25 protein-coding genes are annotated in these 25631 nt (G+C 56.5%); 14 read left to right on the top strand and 11 right to left on the bottom strand.

The annotated features are described in order from the left end of the window. Nucleotides 1-11 precede the first annotated feature (11 nt). From ABLN94_RS09160 to msrA, 5 genes are all read left to right on the top strand, one after another. Nucleotides 12-1235 carry an argininosuccinate synthase gene (locus ABLN94_RS09160; protein WP_352991773.1) on the top strand — a complete coding sequence of 408 codons (1224 nt, stop codon included), beginning with the start codon at nucleotides 12-14 and terminating at the stop codon, nucleotides 1233-1235. A 138-nt stretch (nucleotides 1236-1373) separates the two neighbouring features. Continuing rightward, nucleotides 1374-2441, top strand: coding sequence for a YjgN family protein (locus ABLN94_RS09155; RefSeq protein WP_352991771.1), 1068 nt, complete (start codon nucleotides 1374-1376; stop codon nucleotides 2439-2441). Between the two features lie 3 nt (nucleotides 2442-2444). After that, a complete protein-coding gene (locus ABLN94_RS09150) occupies nucleotides 2445-3488 on the top strand; it encodes a M48 family metallopeptidase (protein ID WP_352991769.1) in 1044 nt (347 codons plus the stop codon). Between the two features lie 64 nt (nucleotides 3489-3552). After that, nucleotides 3553-3837: an SCP2 sterol-binding domain-containing protein gene (locus ABLN94_RS09145; protein ID WP_352991767.1), complete on the top strand. Its 285-nt coding sequence runs from the start codon at nucleotides 3553-3555 to the stop codon at nucleotides 3835-3837. A 96-nt stretch (nucleotides 3838-3933) separates the two neighbouring features. After that, nucleotides 3934-4605: a peptide-methionine (S)-S-oxide reductase MsrA gene (msrA, locus tag ABLN94_RS09140; RefSeq protein ID WP_352991765.1), complete on the top strand. Its 672-nt coding sequence runs from the start codon at nucleotides 3934-3936 to the stop codon at nucleotides 4603-4605. On the opposite strand, the gene ABLN94_RS09135 is transcribed toward msrA, so the two are convergent. Continuing rightward, a complete protein-coding gene (locus tag ABLN94_RS09135) occupies nucleotides 4602-5471 on the bottom strand; it encodes a ribokinase (protein ID WP_352991763.1) in 870 nt (289 codons plus the stop codon). The two genes, msrA and ABLN94_RS09135, sit on opposite strands and share 4 nt — an antisense overlap. Continuing rightward, the gene (locus ABLN94_RS09130; protein WP_352991761.1) at nucleotides 5468-7732 is read right to left on the bottom strand and encodes an NADP-dependent malic enzyme; all 2265 of its coding nucleotides are present in this window, start codon (nucleotides 7730-7732) and stop codon (nucleotides 5468-5470) included. Before ABLN94_RS09130 ends, ABLN94_RS09135 begins: the two co-directional genes overlap by 4 nt. 162 nt (nucleotides 7733-7894) lie before the next feature. Here ABLN94_RS09130 and mutS point away from each other — a divergent pair, with 162 nt between their 5' ends. After that, nucleotides 7895-10510 (top strand): DNA mismatch repair protein MutS, encoded by a 2616-nt coding sequence (gene mutS / locus ABLN94_RS09125; RefSeq protein ID WP_352992166.1) that lies wholly within the window; start codon nucleotides 7895-7897, stop codon nucleotides 10508-10510. A 31-nt stretch (nucleotides 10511-10541) separates the two neighbouring features. Here the strand turns inward: mutS and ABLN94_RS09120 are convergent, their stop codons facing one another. Then, nucleotides 10542-11105, bottom strand: coding sequence for a nucleotide exchange factor GrpE (locus ABLN94_RS09120; RefSeq protein WP_352991759.1), 564 nt, complete (start codon nucleotides 11103-11105; stop codon nucleotides 10542-10544). Nucleotides 11106-11115: 10 nt separating this feature from the next. Continuing rightward, nucleotides 11116-12180, bottom strand: coding sequence for a heat-inducible transcriptional repressor HrcA (hrcA, locus tag ABLN94_RS09115; protein WP_352991757.1), 1065 nt, complete (start codon nucleotides 12178-12180; stop codon nucleotides 11116-11118). Nucleotides 12181-12292: 112 nt separating this feature from the next. On the opposite strand from hrcA, the gene rph reads away from it, so the two are divergent. The 4 genes from rph to ABLN94_RS09095 are packed head-to-tail and all read left to right on the top strand — an operon-like array spanning nucleotide 12293 to nucleotide 15118. Then, nucleotides 12293-13006: a ribonuclease PH gene (gene rph / locus ABLN94_RS09110; RefSeq protein WP_170487910.1), complete on the top strand. Its 714-nt coding sequence runs from the start codon at nucleotides 12293-12295 to the stop codon at nucleotides 13004-13006. Continuing rightward, nucleotides 13003-13617 carry an RdgB/HAM1 family non-canonical purine NTP pyrophosphatase gene (gene rdgB / locus ABLN94_RS09105; RefSeq protein ID WP_352991755.1) on the top strand — a complete coding sequence of 205 codons (615 nt, stop codon included), beginning with the start codon at nucleotides 13003-13005 and terminating at the stop codon, nucleotides 13615-13617. The genes rph and rdgB overlap by 4 nt, the downstream gene beginning before the upstream one ends. Further along, nucleotides 13607-14761, top strand: coding sequence for a radical SAM family heme chaperone HemW (gene hemW / locus ABLN94_RS09100; RefSeq protein WP_352991753.1), 1155 nt, complete (start codon nucleotides 13607-13609; stop codon nucleotides 14759-14761). The genes rdgB and hemW overlap by 11 nt, the downstream gene beginning before the upstream one ends. A 3-nt stretch (nucleotides 14762-14764) precedes the next feature. Continuing rightward, the gene (locus ABLN94_RS09095) at nucleotides 14765-15118 is read left to right on the top strand and encodes a YbaN family protein (RefSeq protein ID WP_170487903.1); all 354 of its coding nucleotides are present in this window, start codon (nucleotides 14765-14767) and stop codon (nucleotides 15116-15118) included. Here the strand turns inward: ABLN94_RS09095 and ABLN94_RS09090 are convergent. The 7 genes from ABLN94_RS09090 to ABLN94_RS09060 form a co-directional block, all read right to left on the bottom strand. Then, the gene (locus ABLN94_RS09090) at nucleotides 15108-16001 is read right to left on the bottom strand and encodes a ParB/RepB/Spo0J family partition protein (RefSeq protein WP_352991751.1); all 894 of its coding nucleotides are present in this window, start codon (nucleotides 15999-16001) and stop codon (nucleotides 15108-15110) included. The genes ABLN94_RS09095 and ABLN94_RS09090 overlap by 11 nt on opposite strands. A gap of 20 nt (nucleotides 16002-16021) precedes the next feature. Then, the gene (locus ABLN94_RS09085) at nucleotides 16022-16825 is read right to left on the bottom strand and encodes a ParA family protein (protein WP_352991750.1); all 804 of its coding nucleotides are present in this window, start codon (nucleotides 16823-16825) and stop codon (nucleotides 16022-16024) included. Then, nucleotides 16818-17432, bottom strand: coding sequence for a 16S rRNA (guanine(527)-N(7))-methyltransferase RsmG (gene rsmG, locus ABLN94_RS09080; protein ID WP_352991749.1), 615 nt, complete (start codon nucleotides 17430-17432; stop codon nucleotides 16818-16820). The genes ABLN94_RS09085 and rsmG overlap by 8 nt, the downstream gene beginning before the upstream one ends. Next, nucleotides 17429-19297 carry a tRNA uridine-5-carboxymethylaminomethyl(34) synthesis enzyme MnmG gene (mnmG, locus tag ABLN94_RS09075; protein WP_352991748.1) on the bottom strand — a complete coding sequence of 623 codons (1869 nt, stop codon included), beginning with the start codon at nucleotides 19295-19297 and terminating at the stop codon, nucleotides 17429-17431. The genes rsmG and mnmG overlap by 4 nt, the downstream gene beginning before the upstream one ends. Nucleotides 19298-19309: 12 nt before the next feature. Continuing rightward, nucleotides 19310-20596, bottom strand: a complete 1287-nt coding sequence (mnmE, locus tag ABLN94_RS09070) for a tRNA uridine-5-carboxymethylaminomethyl(34) synthesis GTPase MnmE (protein ID WP_352991747.1) — start codon at nucleotides 20594-20596, stop codon at nucleotides 19310-19312. Nucleotides 20597-20626: 30 nt separating this feature from the next. Beyond that, on the bottom strand, nucleotides 20627-21898 hold the full coding sequence (gene rho / locus ABLN94_RS09065) for a transcription termination factor Rho (RefSeq protein WP_170487889.1): 1272 nt from the start codon (nucleotides 21896-21898) through the stop codon (nucleotides 20627-20629). A 122-nt stretch (nucleotides 21899-22020) separates the two neighbouring features. Then, nucleotides 22021-22470, bottom strand: a complete 450-nt coding sequence (locus tag ABLN94_RS09060; protein ID WP_352991746.1) for a CopD family protein — start codon at nucleotides 22468-22470, stop codon at nucleotides 22021-22023. 404 nt (nucleotides 22471-22874) lie between these two features. Here ABLN94_RS09060 and ABLN94_RS09055 point away from each other — a divergent pair, with 404 nt between their 5' ends. Genes ABLN94_RS09055 through dnaQ form a run of 4 tightly spaced genes read left to right on the top strand, consistent with a single transcriptional unit; the run spans nucleotide 22875 to nucleotide 25609 of the window. Continuing rightward, complete coding sequence (locus tag ABLN94_RS09055; protein ID WP_352991744.1) at nucleotides 22875-23474, top strand: Maf family protein; 600 nt, start codon at nucleotides 22875-22877, stop codon at nucleotides 23472-23474. Then, a complete protein-coding gene (locus tag ABLN94_RS09050) occupies nucleotides 23471-24304 on the top strand; it encodes a shikimate dehydrogenase (RefSeq protein WP_352991742.1) in 834 nt (277 codons plus the stop codon). The genes ABLN94_RS09055 and ABLN94_RS09050 overlap by 4 nt, the downstream gene beginning before the upstream one ends. Continuing rightward, on the top strand, nucleotides 24301-24894 hold the full coding sequence (gene coaE, locus ABLN94_RS09045; protein ID WP_352991740.1) for a dephospho-CoA kinase: 594 nt from the start codon (nucleotides 24301-24303) through the stop codon (nucleotides 24892-24894). Before ABLN94_RS09050 ends, coaE begins: the two co-directional genes overlap by 4 nt. Beyond that, nucleotides 24887-25609 carry a DNA polymerase III subunit epsilon gene (gene dnaQ, locus ABLN94_RS09040; RefSeq protein WP_352991738.1) on the top strand — a complete coding sequence of 241 codons (723 nt, stop codon included), beginning with the start codon at nucleotides 24887-24889 and terminating at the stop codon, nucleotides 25607-25609. The genes coaE and dnaQ overlap by 8 nt, the downstream gene beginning before the upstream one ends. Nucleotides 25610-25631: the final 22 nt, after the last annotated feature.

The following is a 25631-nucleotide window of genomic DNA, read 5'->3' as shown; positions in this document are numbered from 1 at the left end:
GGGGAAGTCAGATGTCCGCGCCCAAGAAAGTTGTTCTGGCCTATTCCGGTGGCCTTGATACCTCGATCATTCTGAAATGGTTGCAGACCGAGTATGGCTGTGAGGTCGTCACCTTCACCGCCGATCTGGGTCAGGGTGAGGAACTGGAACCCGCCCGCAAGAAGGCCGAGTTGCTGGGGATCAAGCCTGAAAACATCTATATCGAGGACATCCGCGAGGAATTCGTGCGCGATTTCGTCTTCCCGATGTTCCGTGCCAACGCGGTTTATGAAGGTCTCTATCTGCTGGGCACGTCGATTGCGCGCCCGCTGATCTCGAAACGTCTGGTTGAGATTGCCGAGGAAACCGGGGCTGACGCAGTGGCCCACGGCGCAACCGGTAAAGGCAACGATCAGGTTCGCTTTGAACTGGCGGCATATGCGCTGAACCCGGACATCAAGGTGATCGCGCCATGGCGCGAATGGGACCTGACCAGCCGCACCAAACTGCTGGAATTTGCCGAGGCGAACCAGATCCCGATTGCCAAGGACAAGCGCGGCGAGGCCCCCTTCTCGGTCGATGCCAACCTGCTGCACACCTCGTCCGAAGGTAAGGTTCTGGAAGACCCCGCCGATATGGCGCCCGACTACGTGTACCAGCGCACCGTCCACCCCGAGGATGCGCCGAACGAGCCCGAATTCATCGAGATCGGTTTTGAAAAAGGCGACGCGGTCAGCATCAATGGCGAGGCGATGAGCCCCGCAACAATCCTGACCAAGCTGAACGAATATGGCGGCAAGCACGGCATTGGCCGTCTGGACTTGGTCGAGGGCCGGTTCGTGGGCATGAAATCGCGCGGCATCTACGAAACGCCGGGCGGCACCATCCTGCTGGAAGCGCATCGCGGCATCGAGTCGATTACCATGGACCGCGGCGCGATGCATCTGAAAGACCAGCTGATGCCGCAATATGCCGAGCTGATCTATAACGGCTTCTGGTACAGCCCCGAACGCGAAATGCTGCAGGCCGCAATCGACAAATCGCAAGAGCATGTCACCGGCACTGTCCGTGTGAAGCTGTACAAAGGTCTGGCCTCGACCGTGGGCCGCTGGTCGGATCACTCGCTGTATTCCGAGGCGCATGTGACCTTCGAAGAAGACGCCGGCGCCTATGATCAGACAGACGCGGCAGGTTTCATCCAGTTGAACGCGCTGCGCCTGAAACTTCTGGCTGCACGGGACAAGCGCCTGAAATAACGGCAAAGGGACACACTAAAGTTGAATTGGCTATATGGGCCGCAACTTTGCCGTAGTGTTGCCTTTATGATTGAACACAGAAAACGGGTCGGTCCTTCAGAGGATCGACCTTTTTCATTCAGTCTTTTTGAGGCACTCATGCAGGCACAACACTCACAGACGACCCCAGCCGAGTTTGAGTTTCGGGGATCAGCAAGCGAATACTTCGGTATCTGGATCGTCAACCTTCTATTGTCGCTGCTGACCTTTGGCATCTACAGCGCCTGGGCCAAGGTGCGGACCAAAAAGTACTTCTACCAGAACACATACGTTGCTGGGCGGAGTTTCGACTACCACGCCACCGGGGTGCAGATCCTGATCGGAAGATTGATCGTGATTGCCGGGATCGTGGCGTATACGGTCTTGGCCGCAATTCCGCTGGTGAACCTTGTCATGCTGTTGGGGCTGATTTTCCTGATCCCTTATTTGCTGATGCGGTCACTGCGGTTTCAGGCCCGCGTAAGCAGCTGGTCAAACGTGCGGTTTGATTTTCAAGGTACGTGGGGATCGGCGGCAGCCAACTATTTCCTGTACCCGATCATCGCAGCGCTGACGTTGTATACAACTTGGCCTTTCGTTACCCGCTCAATTCAGCGGTTTCACGTGAATGGTCACTCCTTTGGAACTACTCCGATGTCCTTCGACAGCCCAATAGCACCCTTTTATAAGGCGTTCTTTTGCTCAGCGCTGTGGGTAATCGCCGGGATCGTTGCCCTGCTTGCGATTGTGGGCGTCAACGCCTCAACCCTTGGCGCGTTTCGTACTTTGGAAATCGATCCCGGTGATATCGCAGCCTTGCTGACGGTGTTGTCGATTTACGGATTTTTGATCTTGGTGATGGTTCCGGCCGTGATTATCTATCACGCGATGGTCCGCAATACGGTCTATAACTACACTATCCTAGGCGACGGGCATCGGTTCCATTCGGATGTCTCGGCGCTGCGTCTGCTGTGGATTTCTATCTCGAATGCGGTGGTTATTGTCCTGACTCTGGGTCTGATGCTGCCTTGGGCGCATGTGCGCCGGGCACGCTATCTTGCCAACCACACCATCTTTATCCCCGCAGGCCCGCTGGATGATTTCGTCGGAACCGTCAGTGCGAATGTAAATGCTATCGGTGACGCCTACGGAGATATCGAAGGGTTCGATATCGGCATCGCGGTCTGATCGGTGGACCGTCTCGAGGAAGATATTGGCGCGCCTGTCCACGGGCGCGCCTATCCGCCTCTCAGTTCACGTGAAATCCCGGCACGGCTGGCTGTGGGTACCAACACGGTCTGGCTGATCGACGATCAGGGTCAAATTACAACCCGCTGCGCTCCGGAGGAGTTATCGGTGGAATCTCGCGTCGGTGCCACCGAACGTCGGATAAACTTCCCGGACGGCACCCTGTTTCTGACCGATAAACACGCCGCTCTGGAACACTTGTTGGCCGACACCCGCGAATCACGCCTGCACCACGCCGAAAAATTCCACCCACGCCTGATCGTCATTACTCTGGCCTGTCTGGTCGGTGCCTGGGGCGTCTGGAAATACGGCCTGACACTGCTGGTGACACTGGCTGTGTGGATGACTCCTCCACCCTTGGTCGCCGCCATTGATGCCGGAGTAATGCAGGCGTTAGACCAAGTCCTGACCGAGCCCAGTGCGTTGAATGACGCGAAAAAAGCTGAGGTTCGGGACAGTTTCGACCGTGTTCTGGCCGCAATGGGTCCCACGTCCGAAGACCACCACTACACTCTGGAATTCCGCGATTTACCTGGCATGGGGCCGAACGCCTTTGCTCTGCCCAACGGGACGATTGTGGTGACGGACGATTTGGTACGGCGGGTCTCGACAGATGCGCTGGCCGGGGTGATCGGGCATGAGATCGGACATGTGGCCGAACAACACGGGCTAACGCAGATCTACCGCTCGCTGGGTGCGTTTATCCTGATCGGCATGATGGCGGGCGATACCGGCCCGGTGCTGGAGCAGGTGCTACTGGAAGGCAACCTGATCCTGTCACTGTCCTATTCCCGCCAGCACGAGTTGGCTGCCGACCGGTTTGGCGTAGATCTGGCCAAGAAGGCCGGGTTCGATCCAAATGGCCTGTCGGATTTCTTCGAGTTGCTGGAACAGGAATTGGGCGATCAAGGCACAGATTGGCTCAGCACCCATCCCCGTTTTGAGGACCGGTTAGAGAATCTGAAATCCGTGACCCAAGGTCACTAGGCTCCAGCTCTTGCCCGCGCTGGGGTCGCTGCCTAAGCCTTTATCCCAAAAGAGGAGGCGACATATGACACTGGCCGCTATTGCCGACGGCATTCAGAAAAACCTTGTCGGGCGCAGCTTTGAGGGCTCGTTGAAATTCGATTGCGGCGATGACGGCGTCATCGTTCTGGCCGAAAATCAGGCCACCACGCAGGATCGCGACACCGATTGCACCATCCGTATCTCGCAGGACAACCTGACCAAATTGCTGACCGGTAAGCTGAATCCAATGACCGGTGTGGCACTGGGTAAGCTCAAGGTTTCGGGCAATATGGGTGTGGCGATGAAGCTGGGGCAGTTGCTGGGCTAAGGCGATAAACTCGTCTCACCACCCCGTGACAAACCATGTCAGTGGATTGCGCTGGTGCCTAAGTCAGGGCAGCCTGATCCTGAAAGGAGACCTGCCATGACCCGGACTGTCCACCTCGACTTTCTCAAACCGGCGCTTCTGTTTGCGCTGATCGCATTGGCTACGCTGCTGCGCGCCGCTCCTGCACCTGCCGCAGGGACCGAGACTTTGACGGTTGCAGGGGGCTGTTTCTGGTGTGTCGAATCCGATTTCGAATCCGTATCGGGCGTGATCGGTGCAGTGTCGGGTTACACCGGCGGTAAGACCTCCAACCCGACCTATGATCAGGTCACCAAAGGCGGCACCGGCCACTACGAAGCGGTTCAGATCACCTTTGATCCGGCCCGCGTTTCCCGTGAAACCCTGTTGAACATGTTCTTCCGCTCGGTCGACCCGACCGATGTTGGCGGTCAGTTCTGTGATCGGGGCAGCAGCTATCGAACGGCAATTTTTGTCTCTAACGCGGGGGAAAAGGCCATAGCTGAGAAAGCCAAGAGCAATGCTCAGAATGCTTTGGGTCAGCGCATTGTTACCCCCATCCTGCAACAAGGCGCATTTTACCCGGCCGAAGCCTACCATCAGGATTACTACAAAGGTACCAAGCTGGTTCTTACCCGCTTTGGTCCCAAGCGACAGGCCAGTGCCTACAAGGCCTATCGCAAAGCCTGCGGACGCGACGCCAGGGTCAAGCAGCTGTGGGGCAGTGACGCGCCGTTTGCCGGGTCTTAATCGAACTGCGCCTCGCGCACTTCTTTGAGGTCGGGAATTACATCTGCCGTACCGTGCCGCGTGACCATCAGGGCCGCGGCACGATTTGCTTGTGAAATTGCTTGCGCCATCGGCATGCCGCGATCCATCGCCGCCAGTACGTAACCGGTGAACGTATCGCCCGCGCCGGTGGTATCGACAGCCTGCACCTTGTAGGCCGGAAAGTCCGACGCCCCGCCCCGGTGGTAATAACGCGCGCCTTTGGACCCCAGTGTGACAATCACATGTTCGACCTCTAGATCAGTCACCGATTGCCCGGTGGCCTCGCGCAGCTGTTCGGCCTCAACTTCATTCAGGATCAGGAAGTCCAGAAAGGGTAGCACTGCTTTCACCGCATCGGCCTGAAACGGCGCGGCGGCGTAGCAAACGGTCAGGCCCAGATCGCGCCCCATTTCGGCAGCCTCGACCTGAAGGTTGGTTTCGTTCTGCATCACCAGCAGATCGCCCCGCTCGGCGGAAGACAGCGCCTGCCCCAGCTGGTCCGGCGCGATCGCGTGGTTCGAGCCCGGAAACAGGATGATGTTGTTCTCGCCCTGAGCGTCTACAGCGATGATGGCGTGCCCAGTAGGCACCTCGACCCCAGCAATATAACGCGTATCGACGCCGTATTCGGTCAGACGATCCTGCGCCCAGCGCCCATCCGGCCCGACGGCACCGATATGCGCGACACGCGTTCCCGCGCGTGCCGCAGCCACTGACATATTCGCCCCTTTGCCACCTAGAAACCGATCCAAACGGTTGGCGGAAAGGGTTTCTCCCGGCCCGGGCAGGTGCGGAACGTCATAGATCATGTCCGCATTGATCGAGCCGAGGTTCCAGATCGTCATGGCTTGCCCGAGATATCGCAGGAGGCCAGGATCGCCATGTTCAGAATGTCATTCGCCGTCGAAACGGTCGAACAGATCTGAATCGGTTTGTCGACACCCGACAGAATTGGGCCGATCACGGTCGCCCCACCCATTTCCTGCATCAGCTTGGTCGAAATCGAAGCTGAGTGTCGCGCAGGAACAATTAGGATATTCGCCGGGCCGGTCAGACGCTGGAACGGATAGCCCGCCTGCTGATCCACGTTCAGGGCCACATCCACGGTCATCTCGCCTTCATACTCGAAATCAACGCCGCGCTGGTCCAGAACCGCAGGCGCGCGGTGCATTTTCTCGGCTCGCTCGGACACCGGGTAACCGAAGGTCGAAAAGCTGACGAAGGCCACGCGCGGTTCCAGCCCCATGTGTCGGGCCACGGCAGCCGAACGTTCGGCGATATTGGCAAGATCATTTTCATCCGGCCATTCATGCACCAGCGTATCGCCAATCAGAACGATCCGTCCCTTGTGCAGCAACGCGGTCACACCCGCTGCCCCATGGGCTGCGTCGGCATCGAATACGTGGTTGATCCGATCCAGAACGTGGGCCGATTTGCGGGTGGCCCCGGTCACCAGACCATCACCATGCCCATGCGCCAGCATCAGGGATGAGAAGACATGCCGGTCGCGGGCGGCCAGCCGGTGAATATCCTTGCGGTCAAACCCTTTGCGCTGCAGGCGCTCATAGAGGAAATTCGAATAGGTATCGAGATGCGTGGTGTTGGCAGCATTGACCACCTCTAGCTCGCGCACCGCGTCCCCCAGGCCGGCTTCTTCCAGTTTGGCTTTCACATCTTCCTGTCGGCCTACAACCAATGCTTTACCGAAGCCTGAGCGCTGATAGGTCACCGCAGCGCGCAGCACACGGGGATCGTCACCTTCGGCAAAGATCATACGGCTTTGCGCCTGACGCGCACGGGCGTTCAGGCCGCGCAGGATGCTGGCGGTCGGATCCATGCGGGATTTGAGGCTCAGTTCATAAGCCTCCATGTCGATGATCGGGCGCCGCGCCGCGCCGGTATCCATCCCGGCCTTGGCTACGGCGGGCGGGATGCGGTGGATCAGGCGCGGGTCAAACGGTGTCGGAATGATGTAGTCGCGACCAAAGGTCAGCGATTTGCCATAGGCCATGGCGACCTCATCCGGCACGTCCTCACGCGCCAGACGGGCCAGCGCATGCGCACAGGCGATCTTCATCTCGTCATTGATAGCGCGGGCGTGAATATCCAGAGCGCCGCGGAATAGGTAAGGGAAGCCCAGAACGTTGTTAACCTGGTTTGGATAATCGCTGCGCCCAGTGGCTACGATGGCATCCACACGCACTTCATGCGCCTCCTCCGGGGTGATTTCCGGGTCCGGGTTCGCCATGGCGAAGATCACCGGGTTGTCGGCCATTGAAGCAACCATATCCTGCGTCACCGCACCTTTGACTGAAACGCCCAGAAATACATCAGCCCCCTTCATGGCATCTTCCAGCGTGCGCAGTTCAGTGGTGATGGCGTGGGCCGATTTCCACTGGTTCATCCCCTCGGTCCGACCCTGATAGATCACGCCCTTGGTGTCACAGACGATGCAGTTCTCATGCCGCGCGCCCATGGCTTTGAGCAGTTCGATACAGGCAATCCCGGCCGCCCCTGCGCCGTTCAGGACAATTTTTACATCCTCGATCTTCTTGCCCGAGATATGCAGCGCATTCAGCAGCCCCGCCGCACAGATCACCGCCGTGCCGTGCTGGTCATCGTGGAAGACTGGAATATCCATTTCTTCCTTCAGGCGCTGTTCGATGATGAAACACTCGGGCGCTTTGATGTCTTCCAAGTTTATGCCGCCAAAAGTCGGGCCCATCAGGCGCACCGCGCGGCAGAACTCATCCGGATCTTCTGTGTCCAGTTCGATATCGATCGAGTTCACGTCCGCAAACCGTTTGAACAGGACCGATTTCCCTTCCATCACCGGCTTCGAGCCCAGCGCACCCAGATTGCCAAGGCCCAGAACGGCGGTCCCGTTCGAAATCACGGCCACAAGATTGCCCTTGTTGGTATAGTCATACGCTGTTTCGGGCGCTTCGGCGATTGCTTCACATGGAACAGCAACACCGGGGCTATATGCTAGCGACAGATCACGCTGCGTGGTCATCGGGACGGTGGCCTGCACCTCCCACTTGCCAGGGGTCGGGTCGAGGTGAAAGGCAAGCGCCTCTTCTTTGGTGATCTTCGCTTTAGGCATTGGATATGTCGTTTCTTTACATCTGTTGGGCTGTCGCCTCATAGCGCAGGAGCGCGCGCGCCTCAACGAGAATGAGTTTTCGGCTTTTATAGAAGATGCGGGATTTGTAAGGTCGCGCCCGGAACACGCCAGAAGGGGGCCGCCTTGTCCACAGTCACGCCAATGATGGCGCAATATCTCGAGATCAAAGAGGCCCATGCCGACGCCCTGCTATTCTATCGGATGGGTGATTTCTACGAGATGTTCTTCGAGGATGCCGTCAACGCCGCCGAGGCGTTGGATATCGCCCTCACCAAACGCGGCAAGCATAACGGAACCGACATTCCCATGTGCGGTGTGCCCGTGCATTCCGCCGAGGGGTATCTTCTGACCCTGATCCGCAAAGGCTTTCGCGTAGCAGTCTGCGAACAGATGGAAAGCCCGGCTGAGGCGAAGAAAAGAGGCTCTAAATCTGTGGTAAATCGCGATGTCGTGCGTCTGGTGACGCCCGGCACGCTGACCGAGGACGCCTTGCTGGAAGCCCGTCGCCACAACTTTCTGGCCGCCTATGCCAAGGTTCGGGATGAGGCCGCGCTGGCCTGGGCCGATATCTCAACCGGTGCGTTTCACGTGATGCCTTTGACCTCCGTGCGGCTCAGCCCCGAGTTGGCACGGCTGGCCCCGTCCGAGCTGATCGTGGCCGATGGGTCGGAGCAACCGCTGCACGAGCCGGTCCGCGACCTAGGCATCTCGCTGACCCCCATTGGACGCGCCAGCTTTGACAGCACTGCGGCGGAGAAACGCATCTGCGGATTGTTTCACGTGGGTGCCTTGGACGCGTTTGGAAACTTCGGGCGCGCTGAAATTTCGGCAATGGGCGCGTTGATTGATTATCTGGAGATCACGCAGAAAGGCAAACTGCCTCTGCTGCAAACACCGTTGAAAGAATCCGAAGACCGCGTAGTACAAATTGACGCCGCCACGCGCCGAAACTTGGAACTGACCCGGTCCTTGTCCGGTGGTCGCGCCGGATCGCTGTTGTCCGTGGTTGACCGCACCGTGACTCCGGGCGGCGCAAGGTTGCTGGAACAACGCCTCTCTAGCCCTTCCCGCAATCTGGACGTGATCCATAGCCGACTGGATGCGGTAACATTTGCGGCTGAAGACAGCCTGACCGCCTCGGACCTGCGCGAGGCCCTGCGGAAAACGCCCGATCTGGACCGTGCACTGTCGCGATTGTCACTCGAAAGAGGTGGCCCGCGCGATCTGGCCGCGATCCGAAACGGCCTGACTCAGGCAGCCGCGATTGCCCAGGTTTGTGGCGGGCAGGATCTGCCAGTCCTTCTGGCCACCGCGGTCCAGAACTTGGTCGGATTCGATGACCTTCTAAATCTGCTCGACGAAGCGATGGTCGCCGAACCACCCCTTCTGGCCCGCGATGGCGGTTTCATCGCCCAAGGTTTCGACACTGAACTCGATGAGGCGCGCACTCTACGTGACGAGGGCCGCTCGGTCATCGCGGGGTTCCAGCAACAATACGCGGAGCATACCGGCATCAGCTCGTTGAAGATCAAGCACAACAACGTACTGGGCTACTTCATCGAAACCACGGCCACCCATGCCGAGAAAATGCTGAACCCTCCGTTCAGCGAAACCTACATCCACCGCCAAACCACGGCAAACCAAGTTCGGTTCACCACCGTGGAACTCTCAGAGATCGAAACCCGCATCCTGAATGCAGGGAACCTGGCGTTGGAGATTGAAAAGCGGCTCTATAAAAGGCTTTCTGACGAAATTTTAGCCGTCGCCGCCCGACTCAATCAGGCGGCACGCGGTCTGGCCGAGTTGGATCTGACCACATCCTTGGCTGATCTGGCACGCGGAGAAAACTGGTGCCGTCCGCTAGTCGACACGTCCCGCGCCTTCAAAGTGCAAGGTGGCCGTCATCCGGTTGTGGAACACGCCCTGCGCCAGCAAAGCGGCGATGCTTTTATCGCCAATGACTGCGACCTCAGCGCAGAAGACGGAGCTGCCATCTGGTTACTGACCGGCCCCAACATGGCCGGTAAATCGACCTTCCTGCGCCAGAACGCCTTGATCGCGCTGCTGGCGCAGATGGGCAGCTATGTTCCGGCTGAACAAGCGCATGTCGGCGTGGTCAGCCAGCTTTTCAGCCGCGTCGGAGCCTCGGACGATCTAGCCCGAGGGCGTTCGACCTTCATGGTCGAGATGGTGGAAACTGCTGCCATTCTCAATCAGGCCGATGATCGTGCTCTGGTCATCCTCGACGAAATTGGCCGTGGCACAGCCACCTATGACGGCCTTTCGATCGCCTGGGCTACATTGGAGCACCTGCACGCCGCCAATCAATGCCGCGCGCTTTTCGCCACGCATTACCATGAACTCACCGCGCTTGCCGGAAAGCTGGAAGGCGTCGACAACGCCACCGTCGCAGTCAAGGAATGGGAAGGTGAGGTCATCTTCCTGCATGAGGTTCACAAAGGCGCTGCCGACCGGTCTTATGGTGTTCAAGTCGCGCAGTTGGCCGGCCTTCCGGTCTCGGTGGTCGACCGAGCACGGGTCGTATTGGATCAGTTGGAAGAAACCGAACGTGAAGGCGGCAAGCAAAAAGTTCTGATCGACGACCTTCCGCTGTTCTCCGCCGCCCCACCGCCTCCACCCCCCGCACCCAAAGTGTCACCGGTTACGGATATGCTGGCCGACGTGCTGCCAGATGAACTGACCCCGCGCGAGGCCTTGGATCTGATCTACAAACTAAAAGAGGCGGCCAGAACCTGACCCCCTCATTATTCTCAATGGTTGAAGCCGCTTAGCTTGCAGGTGTCGACGAAACGCCTACCTGCGCCGGGCGCAGCAGGCGGTCATGCAGCATGAAGCCCTCGGCCGAGACCTGAATGATATCACCGGCACGGGTGCCCGGAACCGGCGCTTCGAACATCGCTTCGTGGATGTTTGGATCAAAACGATCACCAACCTCGGGGGTGATTACCTGAATTCCGTGTTTCTGGAACACGTCCTTCAGCGCGCGCATGGTCAGTTCAACACCTTCCAGCAGACCAGCGGCAACTTCTTTTTGCTCGTCGGTCGCAGCTTCAAGCGCGCGTTTCATGTTGTCGTAAACCGGCAGCATATCGCGAGCCAGTTTGGAACCGCCATACTGTTCCGCATCGCGACGCGCCTTGTCGCCGCGTTTGCGCGCATTCTCGGCGTCCGCCAGCGCGCGCATGAACTTGTCCTTGTAGTCGTCCCGCTCGGCACGCAGCTCATCCAGTTCCAGCGCTTCGTCGCTGAATTCCGCGATTTCTTCTGCCAGCTGTTCCGCCTCGGCCGTTGCGATATCGTCCAGAAAATCTTCGTTCTTGGGCTCTGCCATCTCTTACCCTCTAGCTCCGGTCGGATATCAGCTTGCCGACCAGTTGCGCCGTATAATCCACGATCGGCACGATCCGTCCATAATTTAGACGCGTGGGCCCGATGACCCCGACCGCACCAATTATCTTTCGATCAGCGTTCATATATGGAGACACCACCAAAGAGGAACCCGAAAGTGAGAAAAGTTTGTTCTCAGACCCAATAAAAATGCGCACACCCTCGCCTTCCTCGGTCAATTCAAGGAATTCAGCGATGTCCCGCTTGCGTTCCAGATCATCAAACAGCGTACGGATTCGGTCTAGTTCTTCGGCCTGACCGGGTTCATTCAACAGATTCGCCCGCCCACGCACGATCAAACGGGCTGAGTCGCCACCGTCCCCGTCCCAAGCCGCTATACCACTTTCAACCATCTCACGGGCCAGCACATCGATCTCTTGCTTGCGCATGTCGATCTGATTCTGCATCTGACGGCGTACTTCGCTGAGCGTCCGCCCCTCGATCAATGCGTTCAGGAAATTCGCAGCCTCACGCATCGAACTGGGCGTCTGCCCCGGAGGCGGTGTGAACAGGCGGTTCTCGACATGCCCGTCGGCAAAAACCAAAACGACCAACGCACGATCATGGGCTAACGAGACAAACTCGATATGCTTGATCTCTGACTCGTGCTTGGGCGTCAGAACCAGCGACGCGCCATGTGTCACGTGTGACAATGCCGATCCCACACGATCCAGCATTCCGCCCACATCGCCTGCGTTAGAGCCTAGTGTCTCATCCAGTTTCTGCCGATCATCCGCGCCAAGATCGCCGACCTCTAGCAACCCATCGACGAACATCCGCAAACCCTGTTGCGTTGGGATGCGACCGGCTGAGACGTGTGGGCTATCCAGTAGCCCCAGAAACTCCAGATCTTGCATCACGTTGCGTACGGTCGCGGCACTGACCTTTTCGGACAAGGTGCGGGTCAGGGTGCGGCTGCCAACGGGTTCGCCGCTGTCCAGGTAGCTTTCGACGATCAGCCGGAACACCTCGCGTGACCGGTCATTCATCTCGTTCAGAATTTTGCTCGCTTCGCTCATCGGCGGTCCCCTGCTGGGCCGTCATTAAATCGCAGGCATGCGAAAGGTCAATCGGGGTTGCATCGTAAGCCAAGGGGGCGTTATCCCCAACCCAGCAAACAAAGGATTTTCCATGCGACCCTCAGGACGTGATTTAAACGAAATGCGCGCTGTTTCAATTGAAACGGGCTTCACCAAACATGCCGAAGGTTCCTGCCTGATCAAAATGGGCGATACCCATGTGCTGTGCACTGCCACGATCGAGGATCGCGTGCCGCCCTTCATCAAGGGCTCTGGCCTGGGTTGGGTTACCGCAGAATACGGTATGCTGCCCCGCGCCACCAACACGCGGATGCGGCGTGAAGCAGCCTCGGGCAAACAAGGCGGCCGCACTGTTGAAATCCAGCGCTTAATTGGCCGCGCCCTGCGCGCTGGCGTCGATCGGGTTGCATTGGGTGAGCGTCAGATCACCGTGGACTGTGACGTTATTCAGGCCGATGGCGGTACTCGCTGCGCTTCGATTACCGGCGGTTGGGTGGCGCTGCGGCTGGCAGTGAACAAGCTGATGAAGGCGGGCGATGTGATCTCGGACCCCTTGTTAGACCCTGTTGCAGCCGTTTCTTGCGGTATTTACGCGGGTCAACCGGTTCTGGATCTGGACTATCCGGAAGACAGCGAAGCAGGCGTCGACGGTAACTTTATCATGACCGGCTCGGGCAAACTGATCGAAGTGCAGATGAGCGCCGAAGGATCGGTCTTCAGCCGCGCTCAGATGGACCACCTGATGGATCTGGCTGAAAAAGGCGTGGCAGAACTGGCCGCTGCACAGAAGGCAGCCACCGCATGACCCGCAAGTTCGACGGGGACCGACTGCTGGTGGCCACTCACAACAAGGGCAAGCTCGAGGAGGTGGCTAATCTCCTCGAACCCTTTGGTGTGACAGTTGTGGGCGCGGGAGAAATGAACCTGCCCGAACCGGAAGAGACCGAGGATACCTTCGTCGGCAATGCCCGGATCAAAGCCCATGCCGCAGCAAAAGCCACCGGTCTGCCTGCCCTGTCGGACGATTCCGGGATCACCATAGACGCTCTGAACGGTGCGCCGGGAGTTTACACCGCCGATTGGGCTGAAACTGGCAATGGCCGCGATTTCCTGATGGCCATGACGCGCGCGCATGATGAGCTGGAGGCAAAAGACGCCCCCCATCCGCGCACCGCACAATTCCGCTGCACGCTGGTTCTGGCCTGGCCGGATGGGCATGATGAGGTTTTCGAAGGCATCGCACCGGGTCACTTGGTCTGGCCCATTCGCGGCAAGGACGGGTTCGGCTATGACCCGATGTTTGTCCCCGAGGGTCACAACATTACCTATGCTGAAATGGATCGCTGGGAAAAGAACAAGATCAGCCATCGCGGCCGCGCGGTTGAGATGTTCGTGAAGGGCTGCTTTGGCGGATGATTGGCGCAACGGGGGCTTTGGCCTGTATGTGCATTGGCCTTTTTGTGAGGCCAAGTGCCCCTATTGCGATTTCAACAGCCATGTTTCCAGGAATATCAATCAAAAACAATGGCTTGATGCCTATCTGAGTGAGCTGCACCGATCAGCCGCAGAGACGCCTGATCGCGTTCTAAACACGATTTTTTTTGGCGGTGGAACGCCCTCTTTGATGGAGCCCGACACCGTCGCCGCGGTAATCGAAGAATCCCGCGCCCTCTGGCACCCGGCCAATGACATGGAAATCACGCTTGAGGCCAACCCTGGCTCGGTCGAGGCCGGTCGGTTCGCCGCGTATCGCGACGCAGGTGTAAATCGTATCTCGATGGGCGTTCAGGCTTTGAACGATAAAGATCTGCGTCGTCTGGGCCGCATCCACAGCGTCACCGAAGCCCGCGCTGCATTTGATATAGCCCGTAGCTGCTTTGATCGGGTCAGTTTCGACCTGATCTATGCAAGGCAACATCAAACCCTCGAAGCCTGGCGCGCGGAACTGACCGAGGCGCTATCAATGGCCATCGACCATCTGTCCCTATATCAACTGACCATTGAAGAAGGCACAGCCTTTGGAGACCGCTATGCTATCGGCAAGCTGCGCGGCCTGCCGGAAGATGACGGCGCGGCCGATATGTATCTTGCGACGCAAGAGATCTGCGAAGCACACGGCTTACCCGCTTACGAGGTCTCAAACCATGCCCGACCTGGAGCAGAATCGCAGCACAACCTGATCTATTGGCGCTATGGCGACTATGTTGGCATTGGACCTGGAGCACATGGGCGGATCACAAAAAACGGTCGAAAACTGGCGACGGAAACTTATCTATCCCCTAACGCATGGCTGACTGCAGTAGACACGGGCAGTGGAGAAAAAGAACGCACACTGCTTTCAACGCAAGATCAAGCCAATGAATACCTTATGATGGGGTTACGGATCACAGATGGCCTAGATATTGATAGATTTAACCGATTGGCGGATCACCCGTTGCCAGAGGATAAACTGTCCGATCTGATCGAATTTGGCATGATCGAACAGTCCGGAGGCCGGTTGTTTGCCACTAGTAACGGACGCGCCGTCCTGAATGCGGTGATCCGGGAATTGTTGGGATAGAAGATGCAATTTATCTGGGCAGCTTTGGGGTTGGTCTGCGTTGGGCTCGCGGTTGTTGGTATCGCCCTGCCCCTGCTGCCAACGGTGCCCTTCCTGTTGTTGGCGGCGTTTTTCTTCGCCCGATCATCCTCACGCCTGCACAACTGGCTGATCACACATCAAACGTTCGGACCATTGATCGTAGACTGGCAGTCTTCCGGTGCCATTCGTCCAGCCGCAAAAAAGGCGGCCACCATCTCGGTTGCCGCCGTATTCGGACTGTCTGTCCTGCTGGCTTTGCCATCCCACGTTCTGATCATTCAGGCCGTAGTTCTCAGCAGTGTCATGATCTTTATCTGGACCCGTCCTAACGGCTGAGCTTTGCGCAAAGGTCGTCTAGCTGATCAAGGTTCTCATACGTCAAAACCACCTGACCTGTTTCCGTTCCAGCCTTGTGGTTGATCACAACTTTCATAGCGAGAATCGCCGATAGGTCTTTCTCAAGCGCGCGTGTGTCCGCATCCTTGCCTGCATCCAGATTACGCGAGCGCGGGGCCGCCTTGGCCGGATCCGTCTGCTGTTTCTTCACCAATGCCTCGGTCGCGCGCACTGAAAGACCATCCCGTACGACAATTTTCGCCAATTCAGACGGGTTTTCAGCTGTAATCAACGCTCGTGCATGGCCTGCCGAGAGTTTTCCTTCGATCACCAATGTCTGAACATCCAGCGGCAATGACAGTAAACGCAGCAAGTTTGCAATATGACTGCGGCTTTTCCCGAGCGCTTCAGCGAGCTTTTCCTGGGTGTGGCCGAAACGATCCATAAGCTGCTTGTATCCAGCTGCCTCTTCAACTGCATTCAAGTCTGCGCGTTGAATATTCTCGATGATTGCGACTTCGAGCACTTCGGTATCGTCGAATTCACGCACAATAACGGGAATATCGTGCAGCTGTGCCATCTGAGCAGCGCGCCAACGGCGCTCTCCAGCGACAATTTCGTAGCCTCCCCCAGAAATCTCTCGCACGATGAGCGGTTGAATGATGCCTTTTTCTTTGACCGAAGCTGCAAGCTCATCCAATTGTTCCGCTGAAAAAGTTCTGCGCGGCTGATTTGGGTTTGCCCGCAGCTTTTCTATCGGAACTTTCATATCCGGCCGACGCGGTTCCGAGGAGATCAGACCTTCGGTTTCCTGCGTTACATCAGCCATCAACGCCGACAAACCTCGACCTAGGCCTCTGGGTTTTGAATTTTTGGCGACCACTGAGCCCTCCTCACTGCCGCTCAGGCGGCGACATTCTTATTCTTATGAATGACTTCGCGAGCCAGGTGCCGATATGCCATCGCACCCAAAGACCCGGAGTCATATTGCAGAACCGGCAAAGCATAGGATGGTGCCTCACTGACCCGCACATTTCTGGGTATTTTGGTTTTAAATACCATTTCACCCAGATTGTCACGCGCATCCTTTTCCACCTGTCGGGACAAGTTGTTGCGGTTGTCATACATGGTCAACACAACACCTTCGATTCTGAGGTCCGGATTCGCGGTTTGACGGATCTCTCGGATCGTCAACATCAATTGCGAAAGACCTTCCAAAGCAAAGAACTCACTTTGCAACGGGACCAGAACGGAATGGGCCGCCACCATCGCGTTCACCGTCAACAGATTCAGTGATGGTGGACAATCTATAAGGACAAAATCCAGCTTAAACTTATCGATCGCTGTCTGACGCAAAGCATCGTGTAGCAGATAACTGCGTTTTTCATTGGATATCAGCTCAATATCAGCAGAACTCAGATCGACAGTCGCGGGTACCACAAAAAGCCCTTCGATATCCGTTTCCTGCAATACGGCCTCGAGTGGGGCTTCATCCAGGATCAGATCATAAGTGGTCCAATCCCTATCTTCCACACCCAATCCAGTTGATGCATTGCCCTGCGGATCAAGGTCGACCACCAGAACTCTGCACCCTGCTTCCGCAAGACCTGCGGCAAGATTTATCGCCGTCGTTGTTTTTCCCACCCCTCCCTTCTGATTGGCAACCGCAATTATCCGGGGCCCTGAGGGACGAGACAGGTCAACCACGCGATACTCCTTTAATCCTTAGGATAACAGCTTGGGGTTCAGTTAAACTTGTAATCGGCTCGCAGTCGAAATTCCATTCCTCCCGCGCGCCTTCCAGCTCTTTTTTCCAGTTTGCGCCTTTAGGCAACAGGGCCGTGCCTTGTTCACTTAAATGCCTATCACAAAAGGACAATAGTATCCTAAGTTCAGCCAAGGCCCGTGCGGAAAGGATATCGGCATTTAAAGGATCGACCTCTTCGATTCGCCTTGAAATGACAGTGCATCTGGCCCCGCATTCCCGCGCGACGTTGCGCAAAAAGGCAGATTTTCTTTGATCGCTTTCAACAAAAGTAAATTGTGCGTCGGGCGCTTCTTCGACAGCCATGATTGCACAAACCATGCCAGGGAAGCCCCCTCCGCTTCCTAGATCAACCCAGTTCTGAAAACCATCAACACACCGATATACCTGCACCGAATCCAGGATGTGCCGTGACCAGATGTCTTCAAGACTTCTCCGGGATACTAAGTTTATCTTCGGATTCCAGCGCTGGACTAGGCTTACATAAGTTTCGAGCCGACCCAATGTTTCACGTGAAACACCCAATCCGCTCAGTATTTCAGAACTCATGCTTTACGCACCTTTTGTTCTCGCCGCAATTTGGCAAGCAACAAGGTCAGAGCGGCAGGCGTCACACCCTCTACTCGCGCAGCCTGAGCAATATTTACTGGCCGAGCCTTGGCCAACTTCTGCTTCATCTCAGACGACAGGCCATCCAACATCGAATAGTCGAAATCACGTGGAATCTCATATAATTCATCCCGTTTCATGGCTTCGACATCTTTTTGCTGCCGCGCAATGTAGTTCGCGTAAAGGGCATCGCGCTCGACCTGGAGGCGTGTATCCGCGTCAAATCCCTCCAGTCCCGGCACAAGTGACAGAAGGTCCTCAAACGAAACATCCGGAAACGCCAAAAGTGCCATTCCATCCCTGCGATTGCCATCTTGGTTCACATTGATTCCTACAGCGCGAACCTCTTTCGGTGTATATGTGCGGTCCATCAACAATGATTTTGCCGCAGTAAGCTTTTCCATCTTTCTTGTAAATTGCGCTTTTCGAGTGTCCCCAACGCAACCAAGATCAACGCCCATTGGCGTCAACCTCTGATCAGCGTTATCAGCCCGGAGAGAAAGACGAAATTCCGCACGAGAGGTGAACATACGGTAAGGTTCTGCCACGCCGCGTGTTGTCAAATCATCAATCATCACGCCGATGTAACTATCTGCGCGTGTGAAGTGAACAGGATCCCGTCCGAGAACACTCAATGCTGCGTTTAGACCGGCTACGAGTCCTTGCGCTGCTGCTTCCTCATACCCCGTCGTACCATTGATTTGGCCGGCAAGATAAAGTCCCGGCGCTTCAGGCAGTGACAAAGTCGACGTTAATACGCGTGGGTCCACATAATCATACTCGATCGCATAACCGGGCTGTAGGATTACAGATTTTTCCAACCCCTTGATGGAGCGAACGTAGTCAAGCTGCACATCTTGCGGCAATGACGTCGAAATACCATTGGGATAGATCGTATGGTCATGAACTCCTTCAGGCTCCAAGAAAATCTGATGGGATTCTTTATCTGCAAAGCGGACGATCTTGTCCTCGATGGATGGACAATAGCGAGGTCCCACACCATCTATATGTCCGCCATACATAGCTGACCGAGATAGGTTTTTTTCGATAATCTCATGCGTTTGCGCATTTGTATGCGTAATTCCGCAAGAAATTTGGGGCGCGATAACCGAAGTCGAGAGAAAGGAGAACAGCGTGGGATCCTCGTCGCCATCCTGACGTTCAAGGTCTGACCAATCAATTGTCCGACCATCCAATCTTGGCGGTGTTCCTGTCTTCAAACGGCCAAGAGGAAGATCAAAACTGTCTAGACGTTCCGCCAACTTTACCGAAGGACGATCTCCCATACGTCCACCTGGTTTAGAAACGTCGCCAATGTGAATGACGCCGCGCAGAAAAGTACCAGACGTAAGAATGACGGCTTCCGCGCGAATCGCGGAGTCATCCGCCAGTTTGATCCCTGAAACTTTCGATCCATCCATCAGGAAATCAACGACTTCTCCGACAATGATGGATAGATGGTCCCGCCCTTGCGTTTCTTTTTGCATGGCGGCGCGATACAACGCTCGATCGGCCTGAGCTCTTGGACCTTGGACGGCCGGACCTTTACGACGGTTCAGTAAGCGAAATTGAATACCGGCCTGATCAGCAACGCGCCCCATAACACCGTCTAGCGCATCAATTTCGCGCACCAAATGACCCTTTCCAAGGCCACCGATAGCTGGATTGCATGACATAACACCGATGTCCTGTTCGGACAGCGTCACCAACGCTGTTTCGACACCCATCCGTGCAGCCGCATGTGCGGCTTCGGTACCAGCATGGCCAGCACCAACAACTACAACATCGAACTTCGAATGTTTCACGTGAAACACTCCCTACTTACCCAGGCAGAAACTGGAGAATATTTCGTCGAGCAGGTCTTCGACCCCAATTCTGCCAACCAGAGTTTCCAAGGCTCGGATTGCAGTGCGCAACTCCTCGGCAGCGATATCATACAAGTCCGGTCCTGATTCCAGAACCGTCATCGCTGCACCCAGTGCAGCCTTGGCGTCATTTAATGCCACCCGGTGGCGCTCGCGCGTTGCAATACCATGGCTAGTGGATCTCTCGCTCAGAATACACGATATATGGGAGATAAGTCGGTCAATACCTTGGCCTGTTTTTCCAGAAATCCCGCCTTCTCTATCTCCGTGTAGATCTGATTTTGGCAAAACCTGGATATCGCCCTCGATCATAGGAACACCAAGCTCCGATGGATCATCGGTTAGGAATACCCGCAAATCAGCTGCATCTGCGCGTTTTCGTGCCAGCTTAATTCCAAGGTTTTCGACGTGATCTTCGGTTTCGCGTAACCCAGCCGTATCCAACAGAGTAACCGGCAGCCCAGAAAGATCCATGCGCACTTCGATAACATCCCGGGTTGTCCCCGCGTATTCCGAAGTAATCGCTGCCTCTCGTCCGGCCAAAGCGTTCAGCAAGGTTGACTTGCCCGCATTTGGAAGTCCGACGATAGCCACTTCGAACCCGGTCCGGATGCGTTCAGCGATCTTCACGCCATCTGCCTCTCGTTGCAGATCGTGCATAACCCCTGTGATCAGCGATTGCACTTCTGGGGTTACGTCGGTGGGCACCTCCTCATCCGCAAAGTCGATTACCGCTTCCAACAGAGATGCCGCCCGAATCAGATCGCGACGCCAACGCTCGGCTAAATTGCCTAGTTCGCCAGCCAGTATGGTCTGAGCTTGCTTACGCTGCGCTTCGGTTTCCGCATCGATCAGATCGGCCAAACCTTCGACCTGAGTCAGGTCCATCTTTCCATTTTCCAGAGCGCGGCGCGTGAATTCTCCGGGCTCGGCCAATCTCAGCCCATCCGCATCTGACAGGTAACGCATCACCGCATTGACCGAGGCGGTGCTACCGTGAATCTGCAACTCGGCAACATCCTCGCCAGTAAAACTGGCAGGTGCTTGAAAAGTTAGAATCAGACCTTCATCCAGGCGCGATCCATCACTCGCATGCAGTGACCGAACGCGCATTCCGCGGGACGGCAGCGAGCTGCCCGTCAAACCAGCCGCGGCGGAATGCGCCAAAGGGCCAGAGAGGCGGATCACCGCCACTCCTGCTTTGCCTTGTGCGCTGGCCAAGGCGAATATCGTATCCATTCGAAGGCCTCGCGTCAGTTAAGACCTGTGTCAGGTATTCATCGAATCGAAGAACTCACCATTTGTCTTCGTCTGTTTCAACTTCGACAATAGGAACTCAATCGCATCGGTAGTGCCCATCGGGTTGAGGATGCGGCGCAGAACGAAGGTTTTCGCCAAATCACCCTTGTCGACCAACAGGTCCTCTTTCCTTGTACCAGATTTGAGGATGTCGATGGCCGGGAACACGCGCTTATCGGCGATTTTGCGATCCAGAACGATTTCCGAGTTACCGGTGCCTTTGAATTCCTCAAAGATCACCTCGTCCATCCGGCTGCCCGTGTCGATCAGCGCAGTGGCGATGATGGTCAGCGAGCCACCCTCTTCGATGTTGCGTGCCGCACCAAAGAAGCGCTTGGGCCGTTGCAGCGCGTTCGCGTCCACACCACCGGTCAGAACTTTACCCGAGGATGGCACCACGGTGTTAAACGCCCTACCAAGTCTTGTGATCGAATCGAGAAGAATAACAACATCTCGTTTATGTTCGACCAAACGCTTGGCTTTTTCGATGACCATTTCCGAGACAGCCACGTGGCGCGTCGCCGGTTCGTCGAATGTCGAGGACACAACCTCACCCTTCACAGACCGCTGCATGTCGGTCACCTCTTCCGGGCGTTCGTCGATCAGCAGGACGATCAGGTAGCACTCAGGGTGGTTCTGTTCGATCGAATGCGCGATGTTCTGCAGGATCACGGTTTTACCGGTCCGCGGCGGCGCCACGATCAACGACCGCTGACCTTTACCGATCGGCGCAACCAGGTCGATCACGCGGGCCGATTTGTCTTTGATGGTCGGATCTTCGATCTCCATCTTCAGACGCTCATCCGGATACAGCGGCGTCAGGTTGTCGAACAGGATTTTGTGTTTGGCTTTCTCGGGCTCTTCAAAGTTGATCTTGGTGACTTTGATCAGCGCAAAATAGCGTTCATTCTCATCCGGAGCTTTGATATCCCCTTCCACCGTATCACCGGTACGCAGTGAATGCTGGCGGATCATGTCGGGCGAGACGTAGATATCATCAGGACCCGGCAAATAGTTCGCTTCGGGCGATCGCAGGAAGCCAAAGCCGTCCTGCAGCACCTCAAGCACACCATCACCACCAACGGTCCACCCCTCATCCGCGCGTTCACGCAGAATCTGGAACATCATCTCGCCTTTTCGCATGGTCGAGGCGTTTTCGATTTCCAGTTCTTCGGCCATCGCCAGAAGGTCTTTGGGGCTTTTGGCCTTCAGGTCGGCCAGATTCAGGGATTCAGTGGACATGGTATATACCTTCGCCGCTGACACCGCGGCACGAAGTGGAAATTCAGTACGGAAGATACGCCGCCCGGACGGGCGTGTTGATCCCTACATAAGCGCGGCAGCCGTCGGAGTCAAACAGGCCCTCAGAACTTCAGAATGACCGCCAGAACGATGGCAACCATCAGAATGGTCGGAACTTCGTTCATCATGCGATACTGCCGCCCAGTGAGCTTATTTCGGCCTTCTAAGAAGTCTTTGCGCCGCGCCATCAGCCAGTGATGGAACCAGGTCATTCCAATCACTGCTGCACCTTTGACCCAGGGCCAGGTCCAATCCCATCCAACTATGCCTGGCGTGAACACCATGATCAGCCCGCACACCCACGCCACGTACATGGCTGGGCGCATGATCACACGCAAAAGCTTCTCTTCCATTTCAAAGAAGATGGTTTCAGCACCATCGACGCTCTGCGCTTTTTCCACGTGATAGACGAACAGTCTGGGCAAATAGAACAGCCCTGCCATCCACGAGATCACGGCCATGATGTGTAAGGACTTCACCCACGGGTACATCGTGAAAAGAAGATCAGTCATTTTGGCTCCGGGCGTTGCTCGGAACTCTCCCTAATAAAAAAATATGAAAAGAAAAAGGAAGATGGTTTTGTAGGGTGAACAAAATCCGTGGATTACTTTTTTACACATGTGTTTTCCCCAGGTGGAAAGTTTTCCGGTTCAGGGGAGTGATTCTGTGAATGACGAAATTAATATTTTAAATTCAAATAGTTAGTAATTCAATTTTACGGTCTTTCTGGGGATAAATTGCAGGGTAACTGTGGAGTTTCCGCTTATCCCACCTACCCGACTTATCCTTGTCCCGGATGGACAGCGTTCGAGCGACTCAGGGAAGTTTTGCGCGGAATTCCCGGGGTTGCGTGTCAATCGGAAAACCATACAAACCGTTCAAGAACGCTCAACGATTTGCACACGGGGTTGTCCACATGTCTGTCCCCATCATCCTGGCCTCGGGGTCATCCATTCGCGCGCAGTTGCTGGAAAACGCAGGCGTACCGTTTTCCGTTCAGGTCGCGCGCGTGGACGAGGATACCATGAAACGCGCGCTGCTGGCCGAGGCGGCCTCACCGCGCGACATCGCCGATACGCTGGCCGAGATGAAGGCGCGCAAGGTTAGTGACAAAGCCCCCGGAGCAATGGTTCTGGGCTGCGATCAGGTGCTGGATTTTGACGGGCAGTTGCTGTCCAAGCCCGAAACGCCCGCGGACGCGCTAGCGCAGCTCAAGGCGATGCGAGGCAAGCGGCATATGCTGTTGTCGGCGGCGGTGATCTATCAGGATGGTGAGCCGATCTGGCGTCATGTGGGTCAGGTGCGCCTGCGGATGCGGATGAGCTCGGACGCTTACCTGCGCGACTATATCGACCGCAACTGGGACAGTATCCAGTATGCGGTGGGCGCCTATAAGCTGGAAGAGGAAGGCGTCCGCCTGTTCGCCACCATTGACGGCGACTATTTTAATGTCTTGGGTATGCCCCTGTTGGAACTGCTCAATTTTCTGGCCGTCAAAGGGGTGATCGATCAATGACGCATAACCGAATTCCGCTGGCCGGTGTGATCGGGCACCCGATTGCGCATTCCAAATCGCCCCAACTGCATGGCCACTGGCTGAAGAAATACGGGCTGGCTGGGTATTACGTCCCGATGGACGTGGCCCCAGAAGATCTGGAGACGGTTCTGCGCACACTGCCTAATGCTGGCTTTGTCGGGGCCAACGTGACTGTACCCCATAAAGAGGCAGCATTGCGGATCGCGGATCAGGTTTCGGAACGCGCCTCGACGATTGGAGCCGCCAATACGCTTGTGTTTCAAGAGGATGGAACAATCCACGCGGACAACACCGATGGGTATGGCTTTATGGCGAATCTGCGCAGTGGTGCGCCGAATTGGATTCCATCGCAAAGCCCGGCGGTGGTCTTTGGCGCAGGCGGCGCAGCGCGGGCAGTTTTGCAGGGATTGCTGGAAGCCAGCGTACCCAAGATTCTGCTGACCAACCGTACACGCGCTCGGGCGGATCAGTTGAAAGAGGAATTCGGCGACCGCATAACCGTCGTGGAATGGAATGACGCTGGTAGTGTCGTTGAAGAAGCACAATTGGTGGTCAACACAACCTCGCTTGGGATGCGGGGACAGCCGGAACTGAAGGTACCATTGGACGGGTTGCAGCCGGGTGCGGTGGTGACCGATCTGGTCTACGCGCCGCTGCGAACGACCCTTCTGAAAACGGCGGAAGAAGCCGGCTGCACCACCGTGGACGGGTTGGGCATGTTGCTGCATCAGGCGGTGCCCGGGTTTGAACGCTGGTTCGGCACTCGCCCCGAGGTGACCGATGATCTGCGCGCGGCGGTTTTGGGATGAGTTTCGCGCTTGGCCTCACGGGTTCAATCGGGATGGGCAAAAGCACTACGGCGCAGATGTTCGTCGAAGAAGGCTGCACGCTTTGGGATGCGGATGCGGCCGTACATAGACTCTATTCAAGGGGCGGAGCCGCTGTCGAGTCGATGCAAGCGACGTTTCCTAACGCGATTGTCGATGGCAAGGTCAGCCGCGATGCGCTGAAGCAAATCATTGCGCAGGACCCATCTGCACTGAAACAGATCGAGGCCATCGTGCATCCGCTGGTGGCTGCGGATCGCGCTGCGTTCCGGGAGCAGACCAACGCGGATATTCTGGTCTTCGACATTCCTCTGCTGTTTGAAACCGGCGGCGATGCGGCGATGGATGCGGTCGCCTGCGTCTCGATCCCGACTGAAGAGCAAAAGCGCCGCGTGATGGAACGCGGCACGATGACTGAGGCGCAGTTCGAACAGATCCGTGCGAAGCAAATGCCGAATGACGAAAAATGTGCACGATCGGATTTTGTGATCGTGACGGATACGCTGGACCACGCCCGCGCGCAGGTGCAGGATGTGGTCAGGCAGATACGGGCGGGGCTGGCAGATGCGTGAGATTGTACTCGATACCGAAACCACTGGGTTCGATCCCGAAAGCGGTGACCGCATTGTTGAGATCGGGGCGGTCGAGCTGTGGAACCACGTGGCCACGGGTGAGACCTATCACGTCTATATCAACCCCGAACGGTCGATGCCCGAGGAGGCCTTTGGCGTGCACGGCATCGGCCCCGACATGCTGGATAACCCGCGCCCACCTGAAAAGGGTGAGGTCACGCTGAAAGACAAGCCGGTCTTTGCCAAAGTCGGTAAAGGCTTTCTTGATTTCATTCAGGATTCCAAGCTGGTGATCCACAACGCATCCTTCGACATGAAATTCCTGAACGCGGAACTCAAATGGATGGGTTTGCCGCAGATTCCGATGGATCAGGCGCTGGATACGCTGGCGATTGCGCGTAAACGGTTCCCGGGCTCACCCGCCTCGCTGGATGCGTTGTGCCGCCGGTTCAACATCGACAATACGAACCGAGTGCTGCACGGGGCGTTGCTCGACTCGGAAATTCTGGCCGAAGTCTATCTGGAACTGATCGGTGGACGGCAGCCGGATTTCGGCCTGTCCACGTCTGCATCCTCAGCTGCGGGTGGTCAGGACGATTGGCGCCCGACCGGACGCCCGACACCGCTGGCGTCCAAGATCACCGACGAAGAGCGTGCGGCGCACGAGGCGTTTGTGGAAAAACTGGGCGACAACGCCCTTTGGACCCGCGCCTGAGATAATTCCCGGCGCGGGATAA

The organism is Ruegeria sp. SCP11 (assembly GCF_040329455.1).
In the GTDB taxonomy this organism is placed as follows: domain Bacteria; phylum Pseudomonadota; class Alphaproteobacteria; order Rhodobacterales; family Rhodobacteraceae; genus Ruegeria; species Ruegeria atlantica_E.
The sequence above is the reverse complement of the archived record's forward strand: the minus strand, read 5'-3'. Positions and strand labels throughout refer to the sequence as shown.

Excerpts from the sequence above, each read along its gene's own strand:
- ABLN94_RS09160 (WP_352991773.1), top strand. The coding sequence starts at position 12 with ATGTCCGCGCCCAAGAAAGTTGTTCTGGCCTATTCCGGTGGCCTTGAT.
- ABLN94_RS09155 (WP_352991771.1), top strand. The coding sequence starts at position 1,374 with ATGCAGGCACAACACTCACAGACGACCCCAGCCGAGTTTGAGTTTCGG.
- ABLN94_RS09145 (WP_352991767.1), top strand. The coding sequence starts at position 3,553 with ATGACACTGGCCGCTATTGCCGACGGCATTCAGAAAAACCTTGTCGGG.
- msrA (WP_352991765.1), top strand. The coding sequence starts at position 3,934 with ATGACCCGGACTGTCCACCTCGACTTTCTCAAACCGGCGCTTCTGTTT.
- ABLN94_RS09135 (WP_352991763.1), bottom strand. The coding sequence starts at position 5,471 with ATGACGATCTGGAACCTCGGCTCGATCAATGCGGACATGATCTATGAC.
- ABLN94_RS09130 (WP_352991761.1), bottom strand. The coding sequence starts at position 7,732 with ATGCCTAAAGCGAAGATCACCAAAGAAGAGGCGCTTGCCTTTCACCTC.
- mutS (WP_352992166.1), top strand. The coding sequence starts at position 7,895 with ATGATGGCGCAATATCTCGAGATCAAAGAGGCCCATGCCGACGCCCTG.
- ABLN94_RS09120 (WP_352991759.1), bottom strand. The coding sequence starts at position 11,105 with ATGGCAGAGCCCAAGAACGAAGATTTTCTGGACGATATCGCAACGGCC.
- hrcA (WP_352991757.1), bottom strand. The coding sequence starts at position 12,180 with ATGAGCGAAGCGAGCAAAATTCTGAACGAGATGAATGACCGGTCACGC.
- rph (WP_170487910.1), top strand. The coding sequence starts at position 12,293 with ATGCGACCCTCAGGACGTGATTTAAACGAAATGCGCGCTGTTTCAATT.
- rdgB (WP_352991755.1), top strand. The coding sequence starts at position 13,003 with ATGACCCGCAAGTTCGACGGGGACCGACTGCTGGTGGCCACTCACAAC.
- ABLN94_RS09095 (WP_170487903.1), top strand. The coding sequence starts at position 14,765 with ATGCAATTTATCTGGGCAGCTTTGGGGTTGGTCTGCGTTGGGCTCGCG.
- rsmG (WP_352991749.1), bottom strand. The coding sequence starts at position 17,432 with ATGAGTTCTGAAATACTGAGCGGATTGGGTGTTTCACGTGAAACATTG.
- mnmE (WP_352991747.1), bottom strand. The coding sequence starts at position 20,596 with ATGGATACGATATTCGCCTTGGCCAGCGCACAAGGCAAAGCAGGAGTG.
- rho (WP_170487889.1), bottom strand. The coding sequence starts at position 21,898 with ATGTCCACTGAATCCCTGAATCTGGCCGACCTGAAGGCCAAAAGCCCC.
- ABLN94_RS09060 (WP_352991746.1), bottom strand. The coding sequence starts at position 22,470 with ATGACTGATCTTCTTTTCACGATGTACCCGTGGGTGAAGTCCTTACAC.
- ABLN94_RS09055 (WP_352991744.1), top strand. The coding sequence starts at position 22,875 with ATGTCTGTCCCCATCATCCTGGCCTCGGGGTCATCCATTCGCGCGCAG.
- ABLN94_RS09050 (WP_352991742.1), top strand. The coding sequence starts at position 23,471 with ATGACGCATAACCGAATTCCGCTGGCCGGTGTGATCGGGCACCCGATT.
- coaE (WP_352991740.1), top strand. The coding sequence starts at position 24,301 with ATGAGTTTCGCGCTTGGCCTCACGGGTTCAATCGGGATGGGCAAAAGC.
- dnaQ (WP_352991738.1), top strand. The coding sequence starts at position 24,887 with ATGCGTGAGATTGTACTCGATACCGAAACCACTGGGTTCGATCCCGAA.